This is a genomic window from Isoptericola sp. NPDC058082 (assembly GCF_042885055.1).
GTDB lineage: Bacteria > Actinomycetota > Actinomycetes > Actinomycetales > Cellulomonadaceae > Isoptericola.
The window spans coordinates 172,367-192,178 of record NZ_JBHVSQ010000009.1; the positions used below are offsets into that span (position 1 = coordinate 172,367).

The following is a 19,812-nucleotide window of genomic DNA, read 5'->3' on the forward strand; positions in this document are numbered from 1 at the left end:
GAACGCGGTCCCGGGCACCGGCTCGGGGGGGGGGGGGGGGGGTCGCCGGGGTCGTGGGGTTTGGGTGGAGAAGGGGAGGGGGTGGGCTGGGGGGGCCCTACCCCGGACCCGGGACACCGAGTGGTCCGGCCCCCTCTGGGGGGGTCCCGGGCCCGTTCGTCCGTGCGGTCCGCCGTCAGGCGGACGACGTCACTTCTTGTTGCGACGCTGGTGACGCGTCTTCCGCAGCAGCTTGCGGTGCTTCTTCTTCGCCATGCGCTTGCGGCGCTTCTTGATGACGGAGCCCATGAGGTCCTCACAATGCTTGTCGGTCGGTGGAACACGGTTGGTCCCAGGAGCCCTGTCTCCAGGAGCAGCCGACCAACGCGGAAAAGTCCGTCCCCCAGGGTACCCGATGCCCGGCGTCCTCCCGACCGTCGCCCGTCCGACCGACGCCGTGACGTCAGTCGCGGTACGGGTCCAGCCCCCACGTGGGGAACACGTGCCGCCGGGTGGCGAGGATCGCGCGGTCGACGTCGTCGGCCGGGTCGTAGCCGTCCGCCCAGGGACGCCACTCGACGTCGCCGCTGCCGAGGCGCTCGGCCGGGTCCAGCCCGGACAGCTCCTCGACCTCGCGCCGCCAGGACTCCGGCAGCTCGATGCCGATCGCCAGCGGCGCGTGCGCCGCCTCCGCCACCAGGCTCGCCCACACCAGCGGCACGACGTCGACCACGGCGTACCCGCCGCCGCCGAGGGCGACCCAGCGGCCGTCGGCGAGCTCGTGCGCCAGGTCGTGCACCCAGCGCGCCGCGGTGCGCTGCGCGCCGACGCCCACGTTCAGGTCGGTGAGCGGGTCGTTGCCGTGCGCGTCGCAGCCGTGCTGCGACACGATCACCTGCGGACGGAACTCGCGCACCACCGCGGGCACGACGGCGTCCACCGCGCGCAGCCAGTGCGCGCCGTCGGTGCGTGGCGGCAGCGCCACGTTCACCGCGGTGCCCTGCGCCGCCGTCCCGCCGGTGTCGCCGGCGTTGCCGCTGCCCGGGAACAGCGTGTGTCCGTCCTGGTGCACGGAGACGGTGAGCACGCGCGGGTCGTCCCAGAAGATCGCCTCGACGCCGTCGCCGTGGTGGGCGTCCAGGTCGACGTACGCGACCCGCTCGGCCCCGAGGTCGAGCAGCCGCCGCACGGCCGCCGCGGCGTCGTTGTAGATGCAGAACCCGGACGCCGCGCCGCGCTGGGCGTGGTGCATCCCGCCGGCGATGTTCACGCCGTGGGCGACCCGCCCCGACCACACGGACTCCGCCGCGTCCACCGACGCCGCGACCAGGCGGGCCGCGGCCTCGTGCATCGCCGGGAACACCGGGTCGTCCTCGGTGCCGAGTCCGCGCGCCGGGTCCGGGGTGCCGTCCGCGGCCGCCCGCCGCACCGCCGCGACGTACGCGGCGTCGTGCACCGTCTCGATGAGCGCGTCGGGTGCGGGCTCGACGTCGGCCGTCTCCAGGGTGGGCTCGTCGAGCAGCCCGAGCTCCGCCACGAGCCGCATCGTGAGGTCGAGGCGGGCGGGCGCCATGGGGTGCCCGGGGCCGAAGTCGTAACGCAGGAGCTCGGGGCTCCACAGCAGCCGGGCGACGCGCATCCCGTCACGGTAGCCGACGGCGTGGCAGGCTGTGCCCAGCGACTGAGGGGCGAGAGGGGACAGGGTGCCGGGGAGCTGGGGCGGTCGCGCGCTCGCGCTGCGCGGATGGGCGAACCGCGCGGCCCGCGAGTACCCCGCCCGCCTCGCGATGACGGTCTTCGCGGCCGTCATCACCGTGATCTGGCTGCTGCTGCTGACCCCGTGGGCGACGGCGTCCGGCCGCGGCGCCTCCGTCGTCGACGCCTTCTTCACCGCGACGTCGGCCGTCTGCGTCACGGGACTCGTCGTGCAGGACACCGCGACCTACTGGTCCGAGTTCGGTCACGTCGTCATCCTCGTCGGCATCAAGGTGGGCGGCCTGGGCGTGATGACGCTCGCCTCGCTGCTCGGCCTCGCCGTGTCGCGCCGGCTGGGCCTCACCCAGAAGCTCCTCACCGCCTCGGAGACGAAGACGGAGCGGCTCGGCGAGGTCGGCGCGCTCCTGCAGACGATCATCATCACGGCCACCAGCATCGAGCTGATCCTGTCGCTGCTGCTGTTCCCCCGCTTCCTCGTCCTCGGCGACCACGCCGGGACGGCCGCGTGGCACGCCCTCTTCTACGGCATCTCGTCGTTCAACAACGCCGGGTTCGTGCCCACCCCCGAGGGCCTGCTGCCCTTCGCGTCGGACTGGTTCGTGCTGGTGCCGATCGCCCTCGGCGTCTTCATCGGCTCCCTCGGCTTCCCCGTCATCCTCAACGTCATCACCAACCGCCGCCGCAAGCACAAGCACTGGGTGCGGGCCCTGTCGCTGCACACCAAGCTGACGGTGACCACCAGCCTCGCGCTCCTCGTGGCGGGCGCGCTGCTCATCGGCGCGCTGGAGTGGAACAACCCCGCGACGTTCGGCGACCAGAGCTTCGGCACCAAGATCCTGTCGTCGATCTTCGCCTCGGTGATGCCACGCTCGGCGGGCTTCAGCTCCGTGCCCGTGCACGAGATGACGCAGGAGACGTGGCTCCTCACCGACGCCCTGATGTTCGTGGGCGGCGGCTCGGCGTCGACCGCGGGCGGCATCAAGGTCACGACGTTCGCCGTCATGCTGCTCGCGATCGTCGCCGAGGCGCGCGGCGACGCCGACACCGAGGTGTTCGGCCGGCGCATCCCCCGCGACACCCTGCGGCTGTCCATCGCGGTGGTCTTCGTGGGCGCCACCGCCGTGCTCGTGTCGTGCCTCGCGCTGCTGCGGATGACCGACCTGCGGCTGTCCGAGGCGCTGTTCGAGGTGATCTCCGCCTACGCCACGGTGGGCCTGTCCACCGGCGTCACCGCATCCCTGCCCGACGGCGCGAAGTACCTGCTCGCCGGCCTGATGTTCGTGGGGCGCGTGGGCGTCATCTCGCTGCTCGGCGCCCTGGCCCTGCGCGACCGGCGTCGCATCGTACGCTTCCCGGAGGAGCGCCCGATCATCGGGTGACCTCGCACCGACGACCCGTCTGACAGAGGAGAACCGTGGCGGAGAAGAAGGCTCCCGCGCGCGACGCGGGCGTGCTCGTGATCGGCCTCGGCCGCTTCGGCTCCTCGCTCGCGACGACGCTGGACCGGCTGGGGCAGGACGTGCTCGCCGTCGAGCGCGACGAGAAGCTCGTGGCGCAGTGGTCCGGGCGGCTGCCGCTGGTCGAGGCGGACGCGTCCGAGTCGGAGGCGCTGATCCAGCTCGGCGCGAAGGACTTCGGCGTCGCCGTGGTGGGCGTCGGCACCGAGCTCGAGGCGTCCGTGCTCATCACCGCGAACCTCGTGGACCTCGGCACCCCGCAGATCTGGTCGAAGGCCATCTCCGCCGAGCACGGCCGCATCCTCACCCGCATCGGCGCGCACCACGTCGTCTACCCCGAGGCCGACGCCGGCTCCCGCGTGGCGCACCTCGTGAGCGGCAAGATGCTCGACTACATCGAGGTGGAGGACGGCTTCACCATCGTCAAGATGCGCCCGCCGAAGGAGATGCAGGGCTTCACGCTCGCGCAGTCGGACATCCGCAAGCGGTACGGCGTCACCGTCATCGGTGTGAAGTCGCCCGGCGTGGAGTTCCAGTACGCGACGCCCGAGACCCGCGTGAGCGCCAACGACCTGCTGGTCTGCTCCGGCCACGCCGACCTGCTGGAGCGGTTCTCCGCGCGGCCCTGACGCTTCCCGCCGGACTGCGTGTTCGGCGACCGTTCACGCCGGCGCCACCGCCCGGCCAACGACGCCCGGCACGCTCGGGGTCCATGCGATCCCCTCGACGCGCCCTGCCCGCGCTGCTGCTGCTCCCCGCCCTCGCCGTCGTGCCCGCCTCCGCGGCCTGGGGTCACGGCCACGGGCCCGGCCATGGTCACGGGCGCGGCGTCGCGACCGTGACGACCGACGTCGAGACGCCCGTGCTGTACGACGACGAGGCGGGCGGCGCCGCGTCCGGCGACGACCCCGCGATCTGGGTGCACCCGGGCGACTCCCGGGACTCGCTGGTCCTCGCGACGGCGAAGGAGGGCGGCCTGCGCGTGTACGACACGGCGGGACGCGAGCTGCAGTCGCTCGCCGCGGGCCCGGCGCCGCGGGCGGACGGCGTCGCGGGCCGGTTCAACAACGTGGACCTCGCCTACGGCCTGCGCGTGGGCGGCGAGCGGGTGGACGTCGCCGTCGTCTCGGACCGGTACAACGACCAGCTCCGGTACTTCGCGATCGACCCGGACGGCGCCGCCGCCGACGTGCCGCTCACGGAGATCACCGCGGCCGACCAGGGCTTCCTCTTCCAGCCCGACCGCGCCGGCGTCGACTCCGAGCACACCGCGTACGGGCTGGCGGTGTGGCAGCCGCGCGACGGCGAGGCCTTCGCCGTCGTCACGCAGGAGGGCACGACGGCGGTCGCGACCGCCCGCCTCGTCCCGCGCGCCGACGGCACCGTCGGGTACGCGGACGTCGAGCAGCTCGCCCTGCCCGCGTCGTTCGACCTGCCCGACGGCGGCACGTGGACGCCGTGCGAGGAGCCGGGCGTGGGCCCGCAGCTCGAGGGACTGTCGGTCGATCAGCGCACCGGCACGCTGTACGCCGCGCAGGAGGATGTCGGCCTGTGGCGCCTGCCGCTGCCGCTGGGGTCCGGCGAGCCACGGCTCGTCGACACGGTCACCGACTTCGGCGTCGAGGACGCCTACGACCCCGGGACCGAGGAGTGCTCCCCCGCCGACGGGTCGTCGCAGGAGGAGGCCGTCGCCGCGAACCCGTTCGGCGGCGACCTGCTCACCGCCGACGCCGAGGGGGTCGACGTCTACCACGGCCCAGGCCGCACGGGGTACGTCATCGTGTCCAGCCAGGGCGACGACACCTACGCCGTCTACTCCACAACGGGCCGCAACCAGGCGCTCGGTTCCTTCCGCGTCGCGGGGACGGACGGCGTGGACGACGTCAACGGCTCCGACGGCCTGGCCGTGACGAACCGCCCCGTCGGCCCGTACCGCCAGGGCCTGCTCGTCACGCACGACGAGCCGGAGAGCGGCCCCGACGTCGATCCCGGCCGCGGCGACGCCACCGGGTTCTCGTACGTCGCCTGGGACGACGTCGCCGACGAGCTCGGGCTCGTCGTCAGCACCCGGGCCGGGAACGACCCGCGCTTCCGCTGACCACCCCGCGAGCGGCAGGTCAGGCGGTGCGACGGCGCAGCGTGGCCACGCCGAGGACGACGGCGCCGACGATGAACAGCGCGATGGCGCCGACGGCGCCCTGCACGTCCGCCCACTCGCCGCCGGCGGCGAGGGTCTGCATGGCCTCGACGGCGTAGGTGAGCGGGAAGACGCGCGAGAGCCACTCGAGGACCTCGGGCATCTGGTCGCGCGGCATGAGAAGCCCGCAGGTGATGAGCTGCGGGAAGATCACCGCGGGCATCATCTGCACGGCCTGGAACTCGGTGCGCGCGAGGGCGGAGGCGGCGAGGCCGAGGCAGCAGCCGAGGACGGCGTCGAGCATCCCCACGACCAACACCAGCCACAGCGGCCCGAGCACGTCCATCCCGACGGCGAGCGCGAAGCCCACGACCACCAGCGACTGCAGCAGGGCCAGGGCGGCGAACGCGAGCGCGTAGCCCGCCACGAAGTCGCCCTTGCGCAGCGGCGTCGTCATGAGCCGCTCGAGCGTGCCCGACTGCCGCTCGCGCAGGGTCGCGACGCTCGTCACCAGGAACATCACGATCAGCGGGAACAGCCCCACGAGCATCGGGCCGAACTGGTCGAGCACCGGCGTGCCGTCGAACATCCACGCGATGAGGCCGAGCAGCAGGCACGGCAGCACGAGGATGAGCGCGACGGTGCGACGGTCGAACCGGAGCTGGGCCAGCACGCGGCCCGCGGTCGTGGCGGTCAGCGTCATCGGGAGCCCTCCCCCGTCGTCGAGCCGGACGTCGCCGCCTGCTGGTCGATGAGCGCGAGGAAGGCCCGCTCGGCGTCGGGCGCACCCGTGGTGGCGAGCAGCTCGGCCGGCGTGGTGTCGGCGACGAGGGCGCCGTCGCGCAGCAGCAGGAGCCGGTCGCACTGGGTGGCCTCGTCCATGACGTGGCTGGAGACGAGCAGCGTGCGCCCTTCGCCCGCGAGCCGCCGGAACATCGCCCACAGGTCGCGGCGCAGCACGGGGTCGAGGCCGACGGTGGGCTCGTCGAGCACGAGGAGCTCGGGGTCGACGACCAGCGCGGCCGCGAGCGAGACCCGGGAGCGCTCGCCGCCGGACAGCGTGCCGACGCGCTGCTTCTCGTGCCCGCCCAGGTCGACGGTGGCGACGGCCCGCCGCACGGCCGCCTCCGCGCCCGCGCGGGGCAGGCCGGCGAGCCGGGCGAAGTAGCGCAGGTTCTGCACCACCGTGAGGTCGGTGTAGACGGAGGCCGCCTGGGTCACGTAGCCCACGCGGCGGCGCAGGCCCGGCGACCCGGCCGCCTCGCCGAGCACGGTCACCTCGCCCGTCACGCGGGCCTGGACGCCGACGACGGCGCGCAGCAGCGTCGTCTTGCCCGAGCCGGACGGGCCGAGCAGGCCCACCACCTGGCCGGCGGGCACCGTCACGTCCAGGCCGTCGATGATCGGCCGGCCGCCACGCTCCACGCACAGCCCCCGGACCCGCACCGCGGCGTCGCTATTCCCCATGTGGGGAATTGTGCTCCTCGCTCCCACGGGACGCAACGCCCTCGGGCAGGTCTCCCGTGAGGTAGCGCTGCACGGTCGGGCCGACGAGGGCCGCGACCCGGGCAGGCGGGAGGGTCGCCAGCGGGTCGATCGGCACGAGGAACCGCGTCAGGAGGACACCGACCATCTGCGACGCGACCAGCGCGGTGCGCAGGCGCGCGTCGTCGACGTCGAGCCGGCGCACGAGCGGCCCGAGCAGCTCGGCGCCCAGGAACTGCGGCAGCAGCGCGCGCAGCCCCGGGTCGGACATGACCGCGGGGACGACCAGCCGCACCGTCTCGCCGTAGTCCGTGTCCCACACCTCGACGACCGACCGCACCAGCCGCTCCCCCAGGCTCTCGACGGGGCCCTCGGCCGCCGCCCGCACGATCGCCGCCGGGTCGATGTCGACCAGGCCGAGGGAGGCGGTGAACAGGTGCGTCTTGTCGCCGAACCAGTGCCGCACCGTGCCCGGGTCGACGCCCGCGCGCCGCGCGACCGAGCGGACGGACGCCGCCTCGTAGCCGCGCTCGAGGAACTCCTGGCGCGCACCGGCCAGCACGACCTCGCGGGTCTCCTGACCCGCGGGACGCCTCCCCCGGCGCGCGGGGCCCCCGCCGTCGTCCCGACCGCCCGTCACGACCGCTCCCCCGTCGGACCGGCTCAGGCGTGCTCGGCGGCGAGCTCGCGGGACCGGTCGCGGGCCGCCTCGAGCGCGTCGAGGAACGCGGCGCGCACGCCGCCGTCGTCGAGCTTCCGCAGGGCCGCGACGGTGGTGCCGCCGGGCGAGGAGACCTTCTCGCGCAGCAGCACGGGGTGCTCCCCCGTCTCGTCGAGCAGCTTCGCCGAGCCGAGCACGGTCTCGACGGCGAGCCGGCGGGCGACGTCGCGCGTGAGGCCGAGCAGCACGCCCGCCTCCGCCATCGCGTCCACCACGTAAAACACGTACGCCGGGCCGGAGCCGGCCAGCGCGCCGAACGCGTCGATGTCCTTCTCGGCGACCCGGAAGACGTGCCCGGAGCCGGCGAGCACCTGCTCGACCAGCGCGACGTCGTCCTCGCGGGCGGCCGTGCCGCCGACCACGGCGGTGACCCCCGCGCCCACCAACGCGGGCGTGTTCGGCATCGCGCGGACGACGGGCGTGCCGGCGGGCAGGCGCTGCTCGAAGAACGACAGCGGCAGGCCTGCCGCCACGCTCACGACGACGGCGCCCGGCTCGAGCGAGTCGGCCACGCGGTCGAGCATCGCGCCGACGTCCTTGGGCTTCACCCCGATGACGACGACGTGCGCGCCCTCGACCGCGGCGACGTTGTCCGTCGTCGCGCGGACTCCGAACCGCTCGGTGAGGTGTGCCCCCCGCTCGGGCCGGCGCGAGGTGGCCACCACGTCCTGCGGCGCGACGCCCGCGGACAGCGCGCCCGCCAGCACCGCCTCGCCCATGTTCCCCGTGCCGAGGAACGCCATCTTCACGCCGCCCACCCGGTCCGTCGGGGCGCCGGCCTGCTCGTCAGTCTGCTCGCTCACGGGCACCACGGTACGTCGCCGCGGGCGGTCCGGGCCGCGCTCCCGGGCTACAGCGGGTAGGCGGAGTAGAAGTCCTCGACCAGGTCCGCCGGGCCGGTGGCCTGCAGCACCGCGGTGCCGTTGCGCCAGGTCACGACGGCGGTCCCCTCGGTCGAACCGGGCGTCACCACGTAGGCGCCGGTGGCCTTGCCGTCGACGGAGACCTCGCCCTCGCCGGTCGGCTCGCCCGCCGCCTTGACCAGCGCCTCGTACGCGGCGGTCGCCGCGTCGTCGTCCTCCCACTGACCGGCGTGCACCTGGACCGTCGTCGCGCCCTCGCCGTCGCCGTCCGCGTAGACGAGCTGCCAGGACTCGACCGCGTCCGCGTCGTCCTCCCAGGACTTGTCCTCCGTGACCTCGCGCAGCGCCAGCGCCAGCACCGAGTCCGGCTGCGCCTTGACGAACGCCGTCTGGTCCTTCGGGCGCCCGCTGGGCGAGATCGTCGGCGTCGGCACCGGCGCGGTCACCGTGGCCTGCGGCTCCGGCTCGCCCTTCGCGAACCCGGGCCACACGAACGCCGTCAGCAGCACGATCACCAGCACCAACGCGCCCGCGGCCGACGCCACCACGATGCGCCGGCGCCGGAACACCTCCGGCGACGGGCGGCCGTTCCCGCCCGTGCGTGCCTGGCTCACGATGTCCTCCTGCGGGGTCGGCGGCGGTGCACGACGCAGCCTAGGGCGCGGCCTCCCGGATGCGTCGCGTCCGCCCGCCGCGTGTCGGTCGCCCGCGCGCCGGCGCCACCCGGCCCTGCGTGCTCAGCGCAGGAGGAGCTCGACGTCGGGATGGTCGGCGAAGACCTCGAGGACCAGCTCGGCGTAGGTCTTGCCACGCCCGGCCTCGAGGTCGTCCAGCCGACCCTGGAACAGCGCGGTGTCGAACCGCGGGTCGGCGACCTTCGCTCGGTAGTACCCACGCGTCGCGGCGAAGCCCAGGGCCTCGCGCGAGCGGGCGAACCCGTGCCAGACGACGGTCAGCCGGTCCGCGCCGTGCGCCACGCCGAAGCCGCCGTGCAGCAGGTCGTCCAGGGCGTCGAGGCTCGGGCCGAGCCGCCAGTCCTCCCCCGCCATGAACACGCGGTTCAGCTCGTCGTAGAACGTGGCGATGGAGTCGACCCGGTCGCCGTCGAGATGCAGCGTGCGATGGCCCGAGTCGTCGGCCGATCCGACCTCGTCGAACTCGGTGACCTCCGTGCGCCAGTACTCCGCGCCGTCGCGGGTGCGGTGCACGACGCCGAGGTCCACCAGCGCCCGCCGCACGCCGACGGGGTCGTCGGCGAGCCGCGCCAGCCGGTCGGTGAGCTCCCGCTCGCCGACGGTGTCGAGCAGCGCCGGCAGCGCCGCGTGCGCGAGCCAGCGTGCGACCGCGCGGCGGTGCTCCCGGCGCCGGGGCATCGTCTCCAGGCGGCCGTCGTGCAGGAACCGGCTCACGTCCGGGGAGGTCATGCCGCCATCATCGCGCGGTCGTCACGCACGGCGCTGTCGGTGCCGCCCCCTAGCGTCTGACGACGTGAGCACCACGACGTCGTCCCGCACCCGCGCCAAGCAGTCGCGCCCCGGCTACCGCTGCACCGAGTGCGGGTGGACGACCCCCAAGTGGGTGGGCCGGTGCGGCGAGTGCCAGGAGTGGGGCACGGTCACGGACGAGGGGCCCGCGTCGACCGGGCCGCGCACGGTCGCGACCAGCCCGGGGCGTGCCCCTGCGCGGCCGATCGGGGACATCGACGTCGCGGCCGCGCAGGCCGCGCCCACCCAGGTGCCGGAGCTGGACCGCGTGCTCGGCGGCGGCCTCGTGCCGGGCGCCGTCGTGCTGCTGGCCGGCGAGCCGGGCGTCGGCAAGTCGACCCTGCTGCTCGACGTCGCGGCCTCCTACGCGCGCGGCGCCGACGGCCGCGACGCGCGCACCGTCCTGTACGTGACGGGCGAGGAGTCCGCGGGGCAGGTGCGGCTGCGCGCCGAACGCGTGGGCGCGCTCGCGCCCACGCTGCTGCTCGCCGCCGAGACCGACCTCGGCACCGTGCTGGGCCACGTCGAGGCCAACGAGCCCGACCTGCTGGTCGTCGACTCGGTGCAGACCATCGCGTCCGCCGAGGTGGACGGCGCCCCCGGCGGCGTGAGCCAGGTGCGCGAGGTGGCGGCGTCGCTCATCGCCGTCGCCAAGTCGCGGCAGGTGCCGGTCCTGCTGGTCGGGCACGTCACCAAGGACGGCACCGTCGCCGGGCCGCGCACCCTGGAGCACCTGGTCGACGTCGTGTGCCAGTTCGAGGGTGACCGGCACTCGCGGCTGCGCATGGTCCGGGCCGTGAAGAACCGGTACGGCCCCACCGACGAGGTGGGCTGCTTCGAGCTGTCCGAGCGGGGCATCATCGGGCTCAGCGACCCGAGCGGCCTGTTCCTGTCCCACCTCGGCGCCGGCGTGCCGGGCACGTGCGTCACCGTGACGCTGGAGGGCCGCCGCCCGCTCGCCCTGGAGCTCCAGTCCCTGGTCGCACCGTCGCCGCTCGCCAACCCGCGCCGCACGACGAGCGGCGTCGAGTCGTCGCGCCTCGCGATGATCCTCGCCGTCCTGCACCGGCACGCGGGCCTGCGCCTCGCCGACCAGGACGTCTACGTCTCCACCATCGGCGGCGCGCGCGTCACCGAGCCCGCCGCCGACCTCGCCACCGCCCTCGCGATCGTCTCCGCCCGCACCGGCGAGCCGCTGCCCACCGGCACCGTCGCGGTCGGCGAGGTGGGCCTCGCGGGCGACATCCGGCCCGTCACCGGGCTGGACCGTCGCGTCGGCGAGGCCGCCCGCCTGGGCTTCGTGCGCGCCGTCGTGCCCGCCGGGACGTCGGTCAAGGCGCCCGCCGGGATGCAGCTGCTCGAGGCCCGGCACCTCGCCGAGGCGGTCGAGCTCGCCGGGGTCGGCGTCCGATCGGCGGATCGCCGGGGCGAGTGACCCCTGACGTCGTAGGATTCCCCCGTGGCTCCCTCCTCCGTGCACTCCGATGCCCTGCTCAGGGAGACCCTCGCCGCGGTCGCCCCCGGCACCGAGCTGCGCGACGGGTTGGAACGCATCCTGCGCGGGCGCACCGGCGCGCTCATCGTGCTCGGGCTCGACAAGACGGTCGAGCAGATGTGCTCCGGCGGCTTCGAGCTGGACGTCCAGTTCTCCGCCACCCGGCTGCGTGAGCTGTCGAAGATGGACGGCGCGTGCGTCCTCGACCACGACGCCACCCGCATCCGCCGCGCCGCCGTGCAGCTGCTGCCCGACCCGTCGATCGAGACCAGCGAGTCCGGCACCCGCCACCGCACCGCGGAGCGCGTGGCCAAGCAGTCCGGCCTGCCCGTGATCTCCGTCAGCCAGTCGATGCGGATCATCGCCATCTACGTCGGCTCGCACCGGCACGTGCTGGAGGACCCGGACACCATCCTCGGCCGCGCCAACCAGGCCCTCGCCACCCTCGAGCGGTACCGCTCCCGCCTCGACGAGGTGTCCGGCACCCTGTCCGCGCTGGAGATCGAGGACCTCGTCACCGTGCGCGACGTGTGCTCCGTCGTCCAGCGCCTCGAGATGGTGCGCCGGATCTCCGAGGAGATCGACGGGTACGTCGTCGAGCTCGGCGCCGACGGCCGCCTCCTCGCCCTCCAGCTCGACGAGCTCATCGGCGGCATCGGCGCCGACCGCGACTTCGTCGTCCGGGACTACGTGGAGCTCGAACGCAGCGGCCGCTCCCTCGCCGGCGTGCACGCCGACCTCGCCGCGCTCGACTCCGCGCAGCTGCTCGACCTCGGCCACATCGGCCGCGTCCTGGAGCTGCCCGGCGGCGGGGTGGCGCTCGATGCCGCCGTCGCGCCCCACGGCTACCGCCTGCTGTCCAAGGTGCCGCGCCTGCCCGCCGCCATCATCGAGCGGCTGGTCGGGCACTTCGGCGGGCTGCAGAAGCTCCTCGCGGCGAGCGTCGACGACCTCATGGCCGTCGACGGCGTCGGCGAGCAGCGCGCCCGCGCCGTGCGCGAGGGCCTGTCCCGCCTCGCCGAGTCCAGCATCCTGGAGCGCTACGTCTGACGGGGCGTCCGTCCGACGGGTTCGGAAGCCCTCTGACCGGCGCGACCGGTCTCACCCGCGCAGCGTGAGGCTCCACGCGACCTCCCGGTCGAGCTGGCCGGTCCGCCGGAACAGCCGCACCTGCTGCGCGTCGGGCAGGGCCGCGGCGAGCGCGTCCGTCGTCGAGCGGGTGAAGCCGAGCCGCTGCCAGAACGGGCCCGACCGTCGCGAGAACAGCCACGCCGTGGCCGCACCGGACTCCCGGGCCCGGTCGACGGCGAACGTCGCGGCCGCGAGCCCGGCTCCCCGCCCGCGCAGGTCGGGCCGCACGGCGGTGCTGCGGATCAGCGCGTGCCGGCCGTCCGCGCTGAGCTCGTAGCCCGCGCTCGCCGCGATCCCCTCGTCGTCGCGCCGGGTCCACAGGCGCACCGCCGGCGCGGTCAGCCCCGCCACCGTGAGGTCGGCGCCGCGCAGGAAGTCGGTCAGGTCCGGGACGTCGCCGGGGCGGACGGGTTCGAGCACGCCGGCACGCTACGCCAGACGCCCGAGCGGGGCCTGGCGGGTCCACGGGCCGCCCGGACCCGGGACCGTCAGTCCGTCGCGGCCTTCTCGTCCGAGGTGGTCGTGCGGTCCGCGGCACGGTCCGCGGCGTCCTCGGCGTCGTCGGACTTCGCGTCGTCGGACTTCGCGTCGTCGGACTTCGCATCGTCGGACTTCGCGTCGTCGGCCGCGTCCTTGCCCGTGGCACCCGAGGTCGCGCCCTCGGCGCCGTCGCCCGGCTCCGGGGTGGTCCTCGCCTTCGCCTTCGCCGCGACGGTGAACGTCAGCGGCTCGCTGGTCGCGCCCGGGACGTCCTCCAGGGACGCGGTCGCCTCGTAGGTGCCCGCCCCGACGACCGGCGCCTTCTTGCCGCAGCCCTGGACCGACGTCCAGCGCACCTCGCCGGCGTCCACACCCTCGGGCCCGAGCAGCAGCGGTCGTGAGCCGTCGGAGCACTCCGCGGACGACCAGACCTTCTCCTTGCCCGTGTCGTCGGTGATCGTCACCGCGCGGCTGGCGGCGGCGCCGTCGAACAGGCACGGCACCCGCCCCACGTTCGTGACGCGCACCATGAACGACATCGGGGACCCCGCCGTCACCGTCGGCGCGCTCGACGAGAGCCGGAGCTCGACGGCGTCGGCCCGGCACGTGGTGGCGGGCCCGCCCACGTTCAGGGGCTCGGGGGCCGCGACCTTGTCGGCGGGGAGGCTCTCCGGGCCGGCGAGCAGGTTCCGCGCTCCGTCGACCGCCTGCCCGAGGCCGTAGCCGCCGGCGACGCCGACCCCGCACAGCAGCACCACGACCAGCAGGGAGACTGTCAGCGAACGGCGGCCGCGGCGCGGCGCGGGCTTCCGCGACCGGGGGCTCGTCGTCCGTCGGGACGACGCCGAGCGCGAGCCTGCGCGGGAACCGCCGGGGGCCACCAGCTGCGACGCGGTGGCGACGCGGCGGTCGCCCCGGCGTGCGCCCTGCGCGCGGGACGACGTCGCCCGCGTCCCCGACTGGCGCGACGACGTCCCCCGCGTGCTCGAGGACCGCGTGTTCGACGACCGGTTGCTCGACGACCGGTTGCTCGAGCTGCCGCCGGAGGCTCGGCCGGACGCGTTCGCGCCGGTCCGTGAGGTGCCGGCCCGTGAAGTGCCGGACTTGGAGGTGCCGCTGCGCGAGCCGCCCTGCGCCGAGCTCTTCGCGCCGGCCCGGCCGGTGCTCTTGGACGCGCCCTTGCCGGTGCCCTTCGCGGTGCCCTTCGACGCGCCCTGGGCGCCACCCGACGTCGTCCTGCGCGTCCCGCCGCCGGACCGCCCCGCGCCCGAGGAGCCGGACCGACCCGCACCGGAACGCGCGCCGGAGCCACGCGAGGTGCTGCCACCTCGACGCCCGTCCTCCGCACGTGCCACGGGCCACCCCTCCGTCTCGATCCGTGCCGCGGCGCCACCGTACGACGCGTGTCCCCACCTGCGGCGGAGCCGCGCCGCCGCCAACCGCACCCGCCGAGTTGTCAGGCTCACAGGGAGGTACACCCCGTGCTGGGCCTGACAGGTCGTGGGCCAGAATGGGCGCCGTGCCCGTCGTCCCCGCCCCGCTCCGCTCGGCGCCGTCCGCGCCGTCCGTACCGGACACCACGGACCTGCTCGTCGCGCGCACGGTCGCGTGGTTCGACGACGCCGCGCGCGACCTGCCGTGGCGGCGCCCGGACCGCACGCCCTGGGGCGTGCTCGTCAGCGAGGTGATGCTGCAGCAGACGCCGGTGGTCCGGGTCGAGCCGGTGTGGCGGGTCTGGCTGGAGCGGTGGCCGACGCCCGCCGACCTCGCCGCCGCCCCCACGGCCGACGTGCTGCGCGCCTGGGACCGGCTCGGCTACCCCCGCCGCGCGCTGCGCCTGCAGCAGTGCGCGGCCGCGATCGTCGCGCGGCACGACGGCGAGGTCCCCGACGACGAGGAGGCCCTGCGGGCGCTTCCCGGCATCGGCGAGTACACGGCGGCCGCGGTGCGCGCGTTCGCGTTCGGGCGCCGCTCCGTCGTCGTGGACACCAACGTGCGCCGCGTCCTGGCCCGCACGCTGGGGGGCACCGCGCTCGGCGCGCCCTCCCCCACGGCCGCGGAGCGCGGCCTCGCCGCGGGCGTCGTGCCCGACGACGAGGCGACCGCCGCACGCTGGGCGGCCGCGTCGATGGAGTTGGGCGCCGTGGTGTGCACCGCCCGCGCGCCGCGCTGCGGCGCCTGCCCGGTCGCCGACCTGTGCGCCTGGCGCGCGGCCGGCCACCCGCCCGACGCCCACGCGCACCGCCGTCGCACGCAGGCCTGGCACGGCACCGACCGCCAGGTGCGCGGCCGCGTCATGGCCGCGCTGCGTGCCGCCGTCGAGCCCGTGCCGCGCGCCCTGCTCGCCGACTCCGGCCCCGACCAGGGCCAGGTCGACCGCTGTCTCGGCGGGCTGGTCGAGGACGGGCTCGTCGAGCAGGACGACGCCGGCCGGTACCACCTGCCCGCCTAGGTCCGCCGCGGACCCTCGGGCGGGCGGTTCAGAGCTCGAGCAGCATCCGGGTGTTGCCGAGCGTGTTGGGCTTCACCCGCGCCAGGTCCAGGAACTCGGCGACGCCGTCGTCGTGCGAGCGCAGCAGCTCGGCGTACACCTCGGCGTCGACGGGTGTGCCGTCGATCTCGCGGAACCCGTGGGTGCGGAAGAAGCCGACCTCGAACGTCAGGCAGAACACCCGGCGCAGCCCGAGCCGCCGCGCCCTCTCGACGAGGCCCTCGACGATCGCGTGCCCCACGCCGCGGCCGCGCCAGGCCGGGTCTGCGGCGAGGGTGCGCACCTCCGCGAGGTCGTCCCACATGACGTGCAGCGCGCCGCACCCCACGACGCCCCCGTCCACGTCCGCGGCGACGAGGAACTCCTGCACCGCCTCGTAGTAGCCGACCATCTCCTTCGCCAGGAGGATGCGCCGCTCGGCGTACGGCTCCACGAGACGGCGCACCCCACGCATGTCGGCCGGCATCGCGGAGCGGACGGCGAACGACGCGCCGTGGTCCTGGGGCCGGCGGTCCCCGGGCGGTTCCGGAAGCACGCGGTCACTCTACGGTCGGCGCCCCGCCCCGGCGCGGGCGTCCCGGTGCACGGACGTTCACGGTTCCTCCACGAGCGCGGCGGCCGTGACCTCGTCGATCACGAGGTCCGTGACGACGCCGGCCGCGAGCGCCGCCCGCAGCGGCGCCACCTTGTTGGCCCCCGCGACGGCGCACAGCCGGCGCGGGATGCGGCGCAGCTCGGCGGGCACGGGGCCGGTGGCCCGGGCGTTGAGGGAGATGTCGCGGTAGGTGCCGTCGGCGCGCACGAAGACGGTGCAGACGTCGCCCACGACCCCCTCGGCGTCCAGCACGGCCACGTCGTCGGCCTCGAGGTACCCGGCGGAGTACACGTGCGAGGGCACGCCGCCGGTGAGGGCGCCCACGGAGAAGAGGGCGATGTCGGCGCGGCCCTGGACGTCGAGCACGCGGCGCACGGAACGCTCGCGCCACATCGCGGCCTTCGTCTCGGCGAAGTCGAAGAACGCCGGCACGGGGAAGTAGTGGACGGACGCGTCGAAGGCCGTGCCGAACCCGGAGATCAGGTCGCCCGCGTAGCTCATGCCCGAGGTCCGGGTGTTGGCCGCGCCGTTGAGCTGCACGACGGCGGACCCGCGGGTCGGCTTGTGGGGCAGGTGCTCGGTGATCGCGGCGAGCGTGGTGCCCCAGGCCACCCCGAGCACCATGTCGGAGTCGAACCAGCGCGCCAGGAGCCGTGCGGTGGTGATGGACACCTGCTGCAGCCGGTCGTCGTCGGTGGCGGAGTCGGAGACGGGCACCACGTACGCGTCGATGCCGTGCCGCTCGGCGATCTCCTGACCGAGGCCGGGCGCCCGGGACGGGCCGGGCCGCAGCGTGATCTCGACGACGCCGGTGTCCCGCGCGCGCTTGATCAGACGGGAGACGGTGGAGCGGGAGGTGCGCAGGTGCCGCGCGATCGTCTCCATCTTCATGTCCTGCAGGTAGTACATCGTCGCGGCCATCACCACGTCGCGTTCCCGGTAGCTCGCCATGCCACCAGCATGCACCCTTGCACGTTTGTGCACCCAGGTTGCGCGGACGTGCTGGCGGTGCTGACCTGGGAGGGTCGTCGATCGGAAGGAACAACGATGGCCTCCACCCGGCTCACCGCCGAGTCACGCACCCAGGCCCTCGCCGCGCTCAAGGGCTCCCAGACCCCCAGCGGCGAGCTCGACGTGCTCGTCGTCGGCGGCGGGGTCACCGGCGCCGGCATCGCGCTCGACGCCGCCACCCGCGGCCTGTCGACCGCGATCGTCGAGGCGCAGGACTGGGCGTCGGGCACGTCCAGCCGCAGCAGCAAGCTGGTGCACGGCGGGCTGCGCTACCTGCAGATGCTCGACTTCCACCTCGTCAAGGAGGCGCTCACCGAGCGCGACCTCCTGCTCAAGGACATCGCCCCGCACCTCGTCAAGCCCGTGCCGTTCCTGTACCCGCTGGAGCACCGGCTGTGGGAGCGCGCGTACGTCGGCGCCGGCATCGCGCTCTACGACACGCTCGCGTCCCTCGCCCCGGGACGTCGCGCCATGCCGCTGCACCGGCACCTGTCGCGACGCCGGATGTCGACCAAGTTCCCCGACCTCGCGCACGACGCCGCCATCGGCGCCGTGCAGTACTGGGACGCCTCCGTCGACGACGCCCGGCTCGTGTCCACGCTCGTGCGCACCGCCGTCAGCTACGGCGCGCACGCGGCGTCCCGCACCCAGGTCGTGGCGCTCACCAAGGGCGCCACCGGCGCGGTGAACGGCGCCGTCCTCACGGACCTCGAGAGCGGCGAGGAGATCACCGTCCGCGCCCGGCACGTCATCAACGCCACCGGCGTGTGGACCGAGGACACGGAGGCGCTCGCCGGCGACACCGGCGGCCTGCGGGTGCTCGCCTCCAAGGGCGTGCACATCGTCGTCCCGCGCGAGCGCATCAAGGGCACCGTCGGCCTGATCCTGCAGACCGAGAAGTCGGTGCTGTTCGTCATCCCGTGGTCCCGGTACTGGGTGGTCGGCACGACCGACACCCCGTGGACCCAGGACCCGACCCACCCGGTCGCCACCGCGCAGGACATCGACTACATCCTCGACCACGCGAACGCGGTGCTGGCCCACCCCCTGTCGCGCGACGACATCATCGGCACCTACGCCGGCCTGCGCCCGCTGCTGCAGCCCGGCACCAAGGAGGGCACGAGCTCCGCCAAGGTGTCGCGCGAGCACACCGTCGCCAGCCCGGTGCCCGGCCTCACCGTCATCGCCGGCGGCAAGCTCACCACCTACCGCGTGATGGCGAAGGACGCCGTGGACTTCGCCATCGGCCAGCGCGCCGCCGCGCTGCCGTCGATCACGCACCAGATCCCGCTGCTGGGCGCCGTCGGCCTGCAGGCCACGCGCCGCCTCGCCCGCACCTGGGCCGCCAAGTACGGCTGGAAGCCGCAGATGGTCGACCACCTGCTGCACCGGTACGGCTCGTCGCTGCGCCAGCTCGTGGAGCTGTGCGAGCAGGACCCGTCGCTCGCCCGCCCGCTGGAGGGCGCCCCCGCGTACCTGCGCGCCGAGATCCACTTCGGGGTCAGCCACGAGGGCGCGCTGCACCTCGAGGACCTGCTGCTGCACCGCACCCGCCTCGTGTACGAGGTCGCGGACCGCGGCTTGGCCGCACTGCCCGAGATCGCCGACATCGCGGCGCCGCTGCTCGGCTGGGACGACGCGACCAAGCAGGCCGAGATCGACGCCTACACCGCCCGCGCCCAGGCCGAGGACGCGGCGGAGGACGAGCCCGACGACGCCAGCGCGGAGGCCGTACGCCTCCGAGCCGCCGACGTCGCCGCCATGCAGCCCCTGCGGGGCTGATCCGCCCCCGGCCGGACACCCGGCCGGTCTCCCGCAGGGCTCCGCCCGTCGCGGGCTCTCTCCGACCCCGGAGAGGACAACGAGGTCCCTCAAGAGAAAGAGATCCGACGATGGACTCATTGATCATGCAGGCGTTCTGGTCCGAGATCCTCGGGACCGCGACGCTGATCCTGCTCGGTGCCGGAGTGGTCGCCAACGTCATCCTGCCCAGGACCAAGGGCTTTGACGGCGGCTGGCTGCTGATCAACTTCGGGTGGGGCCTCGCGGTCTTCGCGGGCGTCTTCACCGCCTACAAGTCCGGCGCTCACCTCAACCCGGCCGTGACGCTCGGGCTGTACACCGCGGACATGCCGTTCGCCACGCTCACCGGGCCCGAGGGGCGGATCACCGCCACCATCGAGCCGACCGTGAGCAACATGTTCATCTACTTCGCAGCTCAGATGATCGGCGCCATCATCGGTGCCGTGCTCGCGTTCATCGCGTACAAGAAGCACTTCGACCAGGAGGCCCCCGGGGCCACGAAGCTCGCCGTGTTCTCCACGGGCCCGGAGGTGCGCTCCTACACCTGGAACTTCATCACCGAGGTCATCGCGACCTTCGTGCTGGTGTTCTTCGTCGTCGTCTCGGGCAAGACCCCGTCCGGGCTCGGGCCGCTCGCCGTCGCCTTCATCGTGGTCGCGATCGGTGCCAGCCTCGGTGGCCCGACCGGGTACGCCATCAACCCCGCCCGAGACCTCGGGCCCCGCATCGCGCACGCGTTCCTGCCCATCAAGGGCAAGGGGTCCAGCGACTGGGCGTACTCCTGGGTGCCCGTCGCCGGCCCGCTCGTGGGCGGCGTGCTCGCCGGCCTCCTGGGCTCCGTCTACTCCTGAACCACCCCGCCGGGCGGGGCGCACGAACCCAGCAGAGCCCCCCCCCCCCCCCCCCCAACGGAGGGGAAAACCCCCCGTTTGTCCCCGTCTCCCCCCCCGCACAAGGAACAAAA

General features: G+C 74.6%; 20 protein-coding genes. 8 read left to right on the forward strand and 12 right to left on the reverse strand.

Annotation, left to right across the window (positions count from 1 at the left end; genetic code table 11):
* Nucleotides 1–189 precede the first annotated feature (189 nt).
* Together ACFVS0_RS14035 and ACFVS0_RS14040 are read right to left on the reverse strand one after the other, a co-directional pair.
* Nucleotides 190–288, reverse strand: coding sequence for a 30S ribosomal protein bS22 (locus tag ACFVS0_RS14035; protein ID WP_003792170.1), 99 nt, complete (start codon nt 286–288; stop codon nt 190–192).
* A gap of 154 nt (nt 289–442) precedes the next feature.
* Complete coding sequence (locus ACFVS0_RS14040) at nt 443–1,618, reverse strand: acetoin utilization protein AcuC (RefSeq protein ID WP_430564964.1); 1,176 nt, start codon at nt 1,616–1,618, stop codon at nt 443–445.
* Nucleotides 1,619–1,682: 64 nt separating this feature from the next.
* Here ACFVS0_RS14040 and ACFVS0_RS14045 point away from each other — a divergent pair, with 64 nt between their 5' ends.
* The 3 genes from ACFVS0_RS14045 (at nt 1,683) to ACFVS0_RS14055 (ending at nt 5,250) form a co-directional block, all read left to right on the forward strand.
* On the forward strand, nt 1,683–3,074 hold the full coding sequence (locus ACFVS0_RS14045; protein ID WP_430550615.1) for a TrkH family potassium uptake protein: 1,392 nt from the start codon (nt 1,683–1,685) through the stop codon (nt 3,072–3,074).
* Nucleotides 3,075–3,109: 35 nt separating this feature from the next.
* Complete coding sequence (locus ACFVS0_RS14050) at nt 3,110–3,781, forward strand: potassium channel family protein (protein ID WP_430550616.1); 672 nt, start codon at nt 3,110–3,112, stop codon at nt 3,779–3,781.
* An 83-nt stretch (nt 3,782–3,864) separates the two neighbouring features.
* The gene (locus ACFVS0_RS14055) at nt 3,865–5,250 is read left to right on the forward strand and encodes a phytase (RefSeq protein ID WP_430588298.1); all 1,386 of its coding nucleotides are present in this window, start codon (nt 3,865–3,867) and stop codon (nt 5,248–5,250) included.
* A gap of 19 nt (nt 5,251–5,269) precedes the next feature.
* Here the strand turns inward: ACFVS0_RS14055 and ACFVS0_RS14060 are convergent, their stop codons facing one another.
* The 6 genes from ACFVS0_RS14060 to ACFVS0_RS14085 all read right to left on the reverse strand — a co-directional run bounded on the left by ACFVS0_RS14060 (nt 5,270) and on the right by ACFVS0_RS14085 (nt 9,782).
* Nucleotides 5,270–5,992, reverse strand: a complete 723-nt coding sequence (locus ACFVS0_RS14060; RefSeq protein ID WP_430547738.1) for an ABC transporter permease — start codon at nt 5,990–5,992, stop codon at nt 5,270–5,272.
* Nucleotides 5,989–6,756: an ABC transporter ATP-binding protein gene (locus ACFVS0_RS14065; RefSeq protein ID WP_430588299.1), complete on the reverse strand. Its 768-nt coding sequence runs from the start codon at nt 6,754–6,756 to the stop codon at nt 5,989–5,991. The genes ACFVS0_RS14060 and ACFVS0_RS14065 overlap by 4 nt, the downstream gene beginning before the upstream one ends.
* Nucleotides 6,746–7,414, reverse strand: coding sequence for a TetR family transcriptional regulator (locus tag ACFVS0_RS14070; protein WP_430588300.1), 669 nt, complete (start codon nt 7,412–7,414; stop codon nt 6,746–6,748). The genes ACFVS0_RS14065 and ACFVS0_RS14070 overlap by 11 nt, the downstream gene beginning before the upstream one ends.
* Before the next feature lie 23 nt (nt 7,415–7,437).
* The gene (gene proC, locus ACFVS0_RS14075; protein WP_430550620.1) at nt 7,438–8,298 is read right to left on the reverse strand and encodes a pyrroline-5-carboxylate reductase; all 861 of its coding nucleotides are present in this window, start codon (nt 8,296–8,298) and stop codon (nt 7,438–7,440) included.
* A gap of 47 nt (nt 8,299–8,345) precedes the next feature.
* Nucleotides 8,346–8,972, reverse strand: coding sequence for a hypothetical protein (locus tag ACFVS0_RS14080; RefSeq protein ID WP_430588301.1), 627 nt, complete (start codon nt 8,970–8,972; stop codon nt 8,346–8,348).
* Nucleotides 8,973–9,095: 123 nt separating this feature from the next.
* A complete protein-coding gene (locus ACFVS0_RS14085) occupies nt 9,096–9,782 on the reverse strand; it encodes a DUF2087 domain-containing protein (protein ID WP_430588302.1) in 687 nt (228 codons plus the stop codon).
* A 64-nt stretch (nt 9,783–9,846) separates the two neighbouring features.
* On the opposite strand from ACFVS0_RS14085, the gene radA reads away from it, so the two are divergent.
* Nucleotides 9,847–11,277, forward strand: coding sequence for a DNA repair protein RadA (radA, locus tag ACFVS0_RS14090; RefSeq protein ID WP_430550623.1), 1,431 nt, complete (start codon nt 9,847–9,849; stop codon nt 11,275–11,277).
* 24 nt (nt 11,278–11,301) lie between these two features.
* Nucleotides 11,302–12,387, forward strand: a complete 1,086-nt coding sequence (gene disA, locus ACFVS0_RS14095; protein ID WP_430550624.1) for a DNA integrity scanning diadenylate cyclase DisA — start codon at nt 11,302–11,304, stop codon at nt 12,385–12,387.
* 51 nt (nt 12,388–12,438) lie between these two features.
* Here the strand turns inward: disA and ACFVS0_RS14100 are convergent, their stop codons facing one another.
* A complete protein-coding gene (locus tag ACFVS0_RS14100) occupies nt 12,439–12,888 on the reverse strand; it encodes a GNAT family N-acetyltransferase (RefSeq protein ID WP_430585303.1) in 450 nt (149 codons plus the stop codon).
* Nucleotides 12,889–12,956: 68 nt separating this feature from the next.
* Nucleotides 12,957–14,303 carry a hypothetical protein gene (locus ACFVS0_RS14105; protein ID WP_430588303.1) on the reverse strand — a complete coding sequence of 449 codons (1,347 nt, stop codon included), beginning with the start codon at nt 14,301–14,303 and terminating at the stop codon, nt 12,957–12,959.
* Between the two features lie 155 nt (nt 14,304–14,458).
* Between ACFVS0_RS14105 and ACFVS0_RS14110 the strand changes: the two genes are divergently transcribed.
* Nucleotides 14,459–15,400 (forward strand): A/G-specific adenine glycosylase, encoded by a 942-nt coding sequence (locus ACFVS0_RS14110; protein ID WP_430588304.1) that lies wholly within the window; start codon nt 14,459–14,461, stop codon nt 15,398–15,400.
* A 28-nt stretch (nt 15,401–15,428) separates the two neighbouring features.
* On the opposite strand, the gene ACFVS0_RS14115 is transcribed toward ACFVS0_RS14110, so the two are convergent.
* Complete coding sequence (locus tag ACFVS0_RS14115; protein ID WP_430550772.1) at nt 15,429–15,905, reverse strand: amino-acid N-acetyltransferase; 477 nt, start codon at nt 15,903–15,905, stop codon at nt 15,429–15,431.
* Between the two features lie 126 nt (nt 15,906–16,031).
* Nucleotides 16,032–16,985, reverse strand: coding sequence for a sugar-binding transcriptional regulator (locus tag ACFVS0_RS14120; RefSeq protein WP_430550628.1), 954 nt, complete (start codon nt 16,983–16,985; stop codon nt 16,032–16,034).
* Between the two features lie 96 nt (nt 16,986–17,081).
* Here ACFVS0_RS14120 and ACFVS0_RS14125 point away from each other — a divergent pair, with 96 nt between their 5' ends.
* Entirely contained in the window at nt 17,082–18,827 is a 1,746-nt protein-coding gene (locus ACFVS0_RS14125) for a glycerol-3-phosphate dehydrogenase/oxidase (RefSeq protein WP_430550629.1), read from the forward strand.
* 110 nt (nt 18,828–18,937) lie between these two features.
* A complete protein-coding gene (locus tag ACFVS0_RS14130; protein WP_430550630.1) occupies nt 18,938–19,699 on the forward strand; it encodes an MIP/aquaporin family protein in 762 nt (253 codons plus the stop codon).
* Nucleotides 19,700–19,812: the final 113 nt, after the last annotated feature.

Bases quoted from the DNA above. Each gene is read 5' to 3' on its own strand.
- ACFVS0_RS14035 (WP_003792170.1), bottom strand. From the start codon at position 288: ATGGGCTCCGTCATCAAGAAGCGCCGCAAGCGCATGGCGAAGAAGAAG.
- ACFVS0_RS14040 (WP_430564964.1), bottom strand. From the start codon at position 1,618: ATGCGCGTCGCCCGGCTGCTGTGGAGCCCCGAGCTCCTGCGTTACGAC.
- ACFVS0_RS14055 (WP_430588298.1), top strand. From the start codon at position 3,865: ATGCGATCCCCTCGACGCGCCCTGCCCGCGCTGCTGCTGCTCCCCGCC.
- ACFVS0_RS14060 (WP_430547738.1), bottom strand. From the start codon at position 5,992: ATGACGCTGACCGCCACGACCGCGGGCCGCGTGCTGGCCCAGCTCCGG.
- ACFVS0_RS14065 (WP_430588299.1), bottom strand. From the start codon at position 6,756: ATGGGGAATAGCGACGCCGCGGTGCGGGTCCGGGGGCTGTGCGTGGAG.
- ACFVS0_RS14085 (WP_430588302.1), bottom strand. From the start codon at position 9,782: ATGACCTCCCCGGACGTGAGCCGGTTCCTGCACGACGGCCGCCTGGAG.
- ACFVS0_RS14110 (WP_430588304.1), top strand. From the start codon at position 14,459: ATGGGCGCCGTGCCCGTCGTCCCCGCCCCGCTCCGCTCGGCGCCGTCC.
- ACFVS0_RS14115 (WP_430550772.1), bottom strand. From the start codon at position 15,905: ATGCCGGCCGACATGCGTGGGGTGCGCCGTCTCGTGGAGCCGTACGCC.
- ACFVS0_RS14120 (WP_430550628.1), bottom strand. From the start codon at position 16,985: ATGGCGAGCTACCGGGAACGCGACGTGGTGATGGCCGCGACGATGTAC.
- ACFVS0_RS14125 (WP_430550629.1), top strand. From the start codon at position 17,082: ATGGCCTCCACCCGGCTCACCGCCGAGTCACGCACCCAGGCCCTCGCC.
- ACFVS0_RS14130 (WP_430550630.1), top strand. From the start codon at position 18,938: ATGGACTCATTGATCATGCAGGCGTTCTGGTCCGAGATCCTCGGGACC.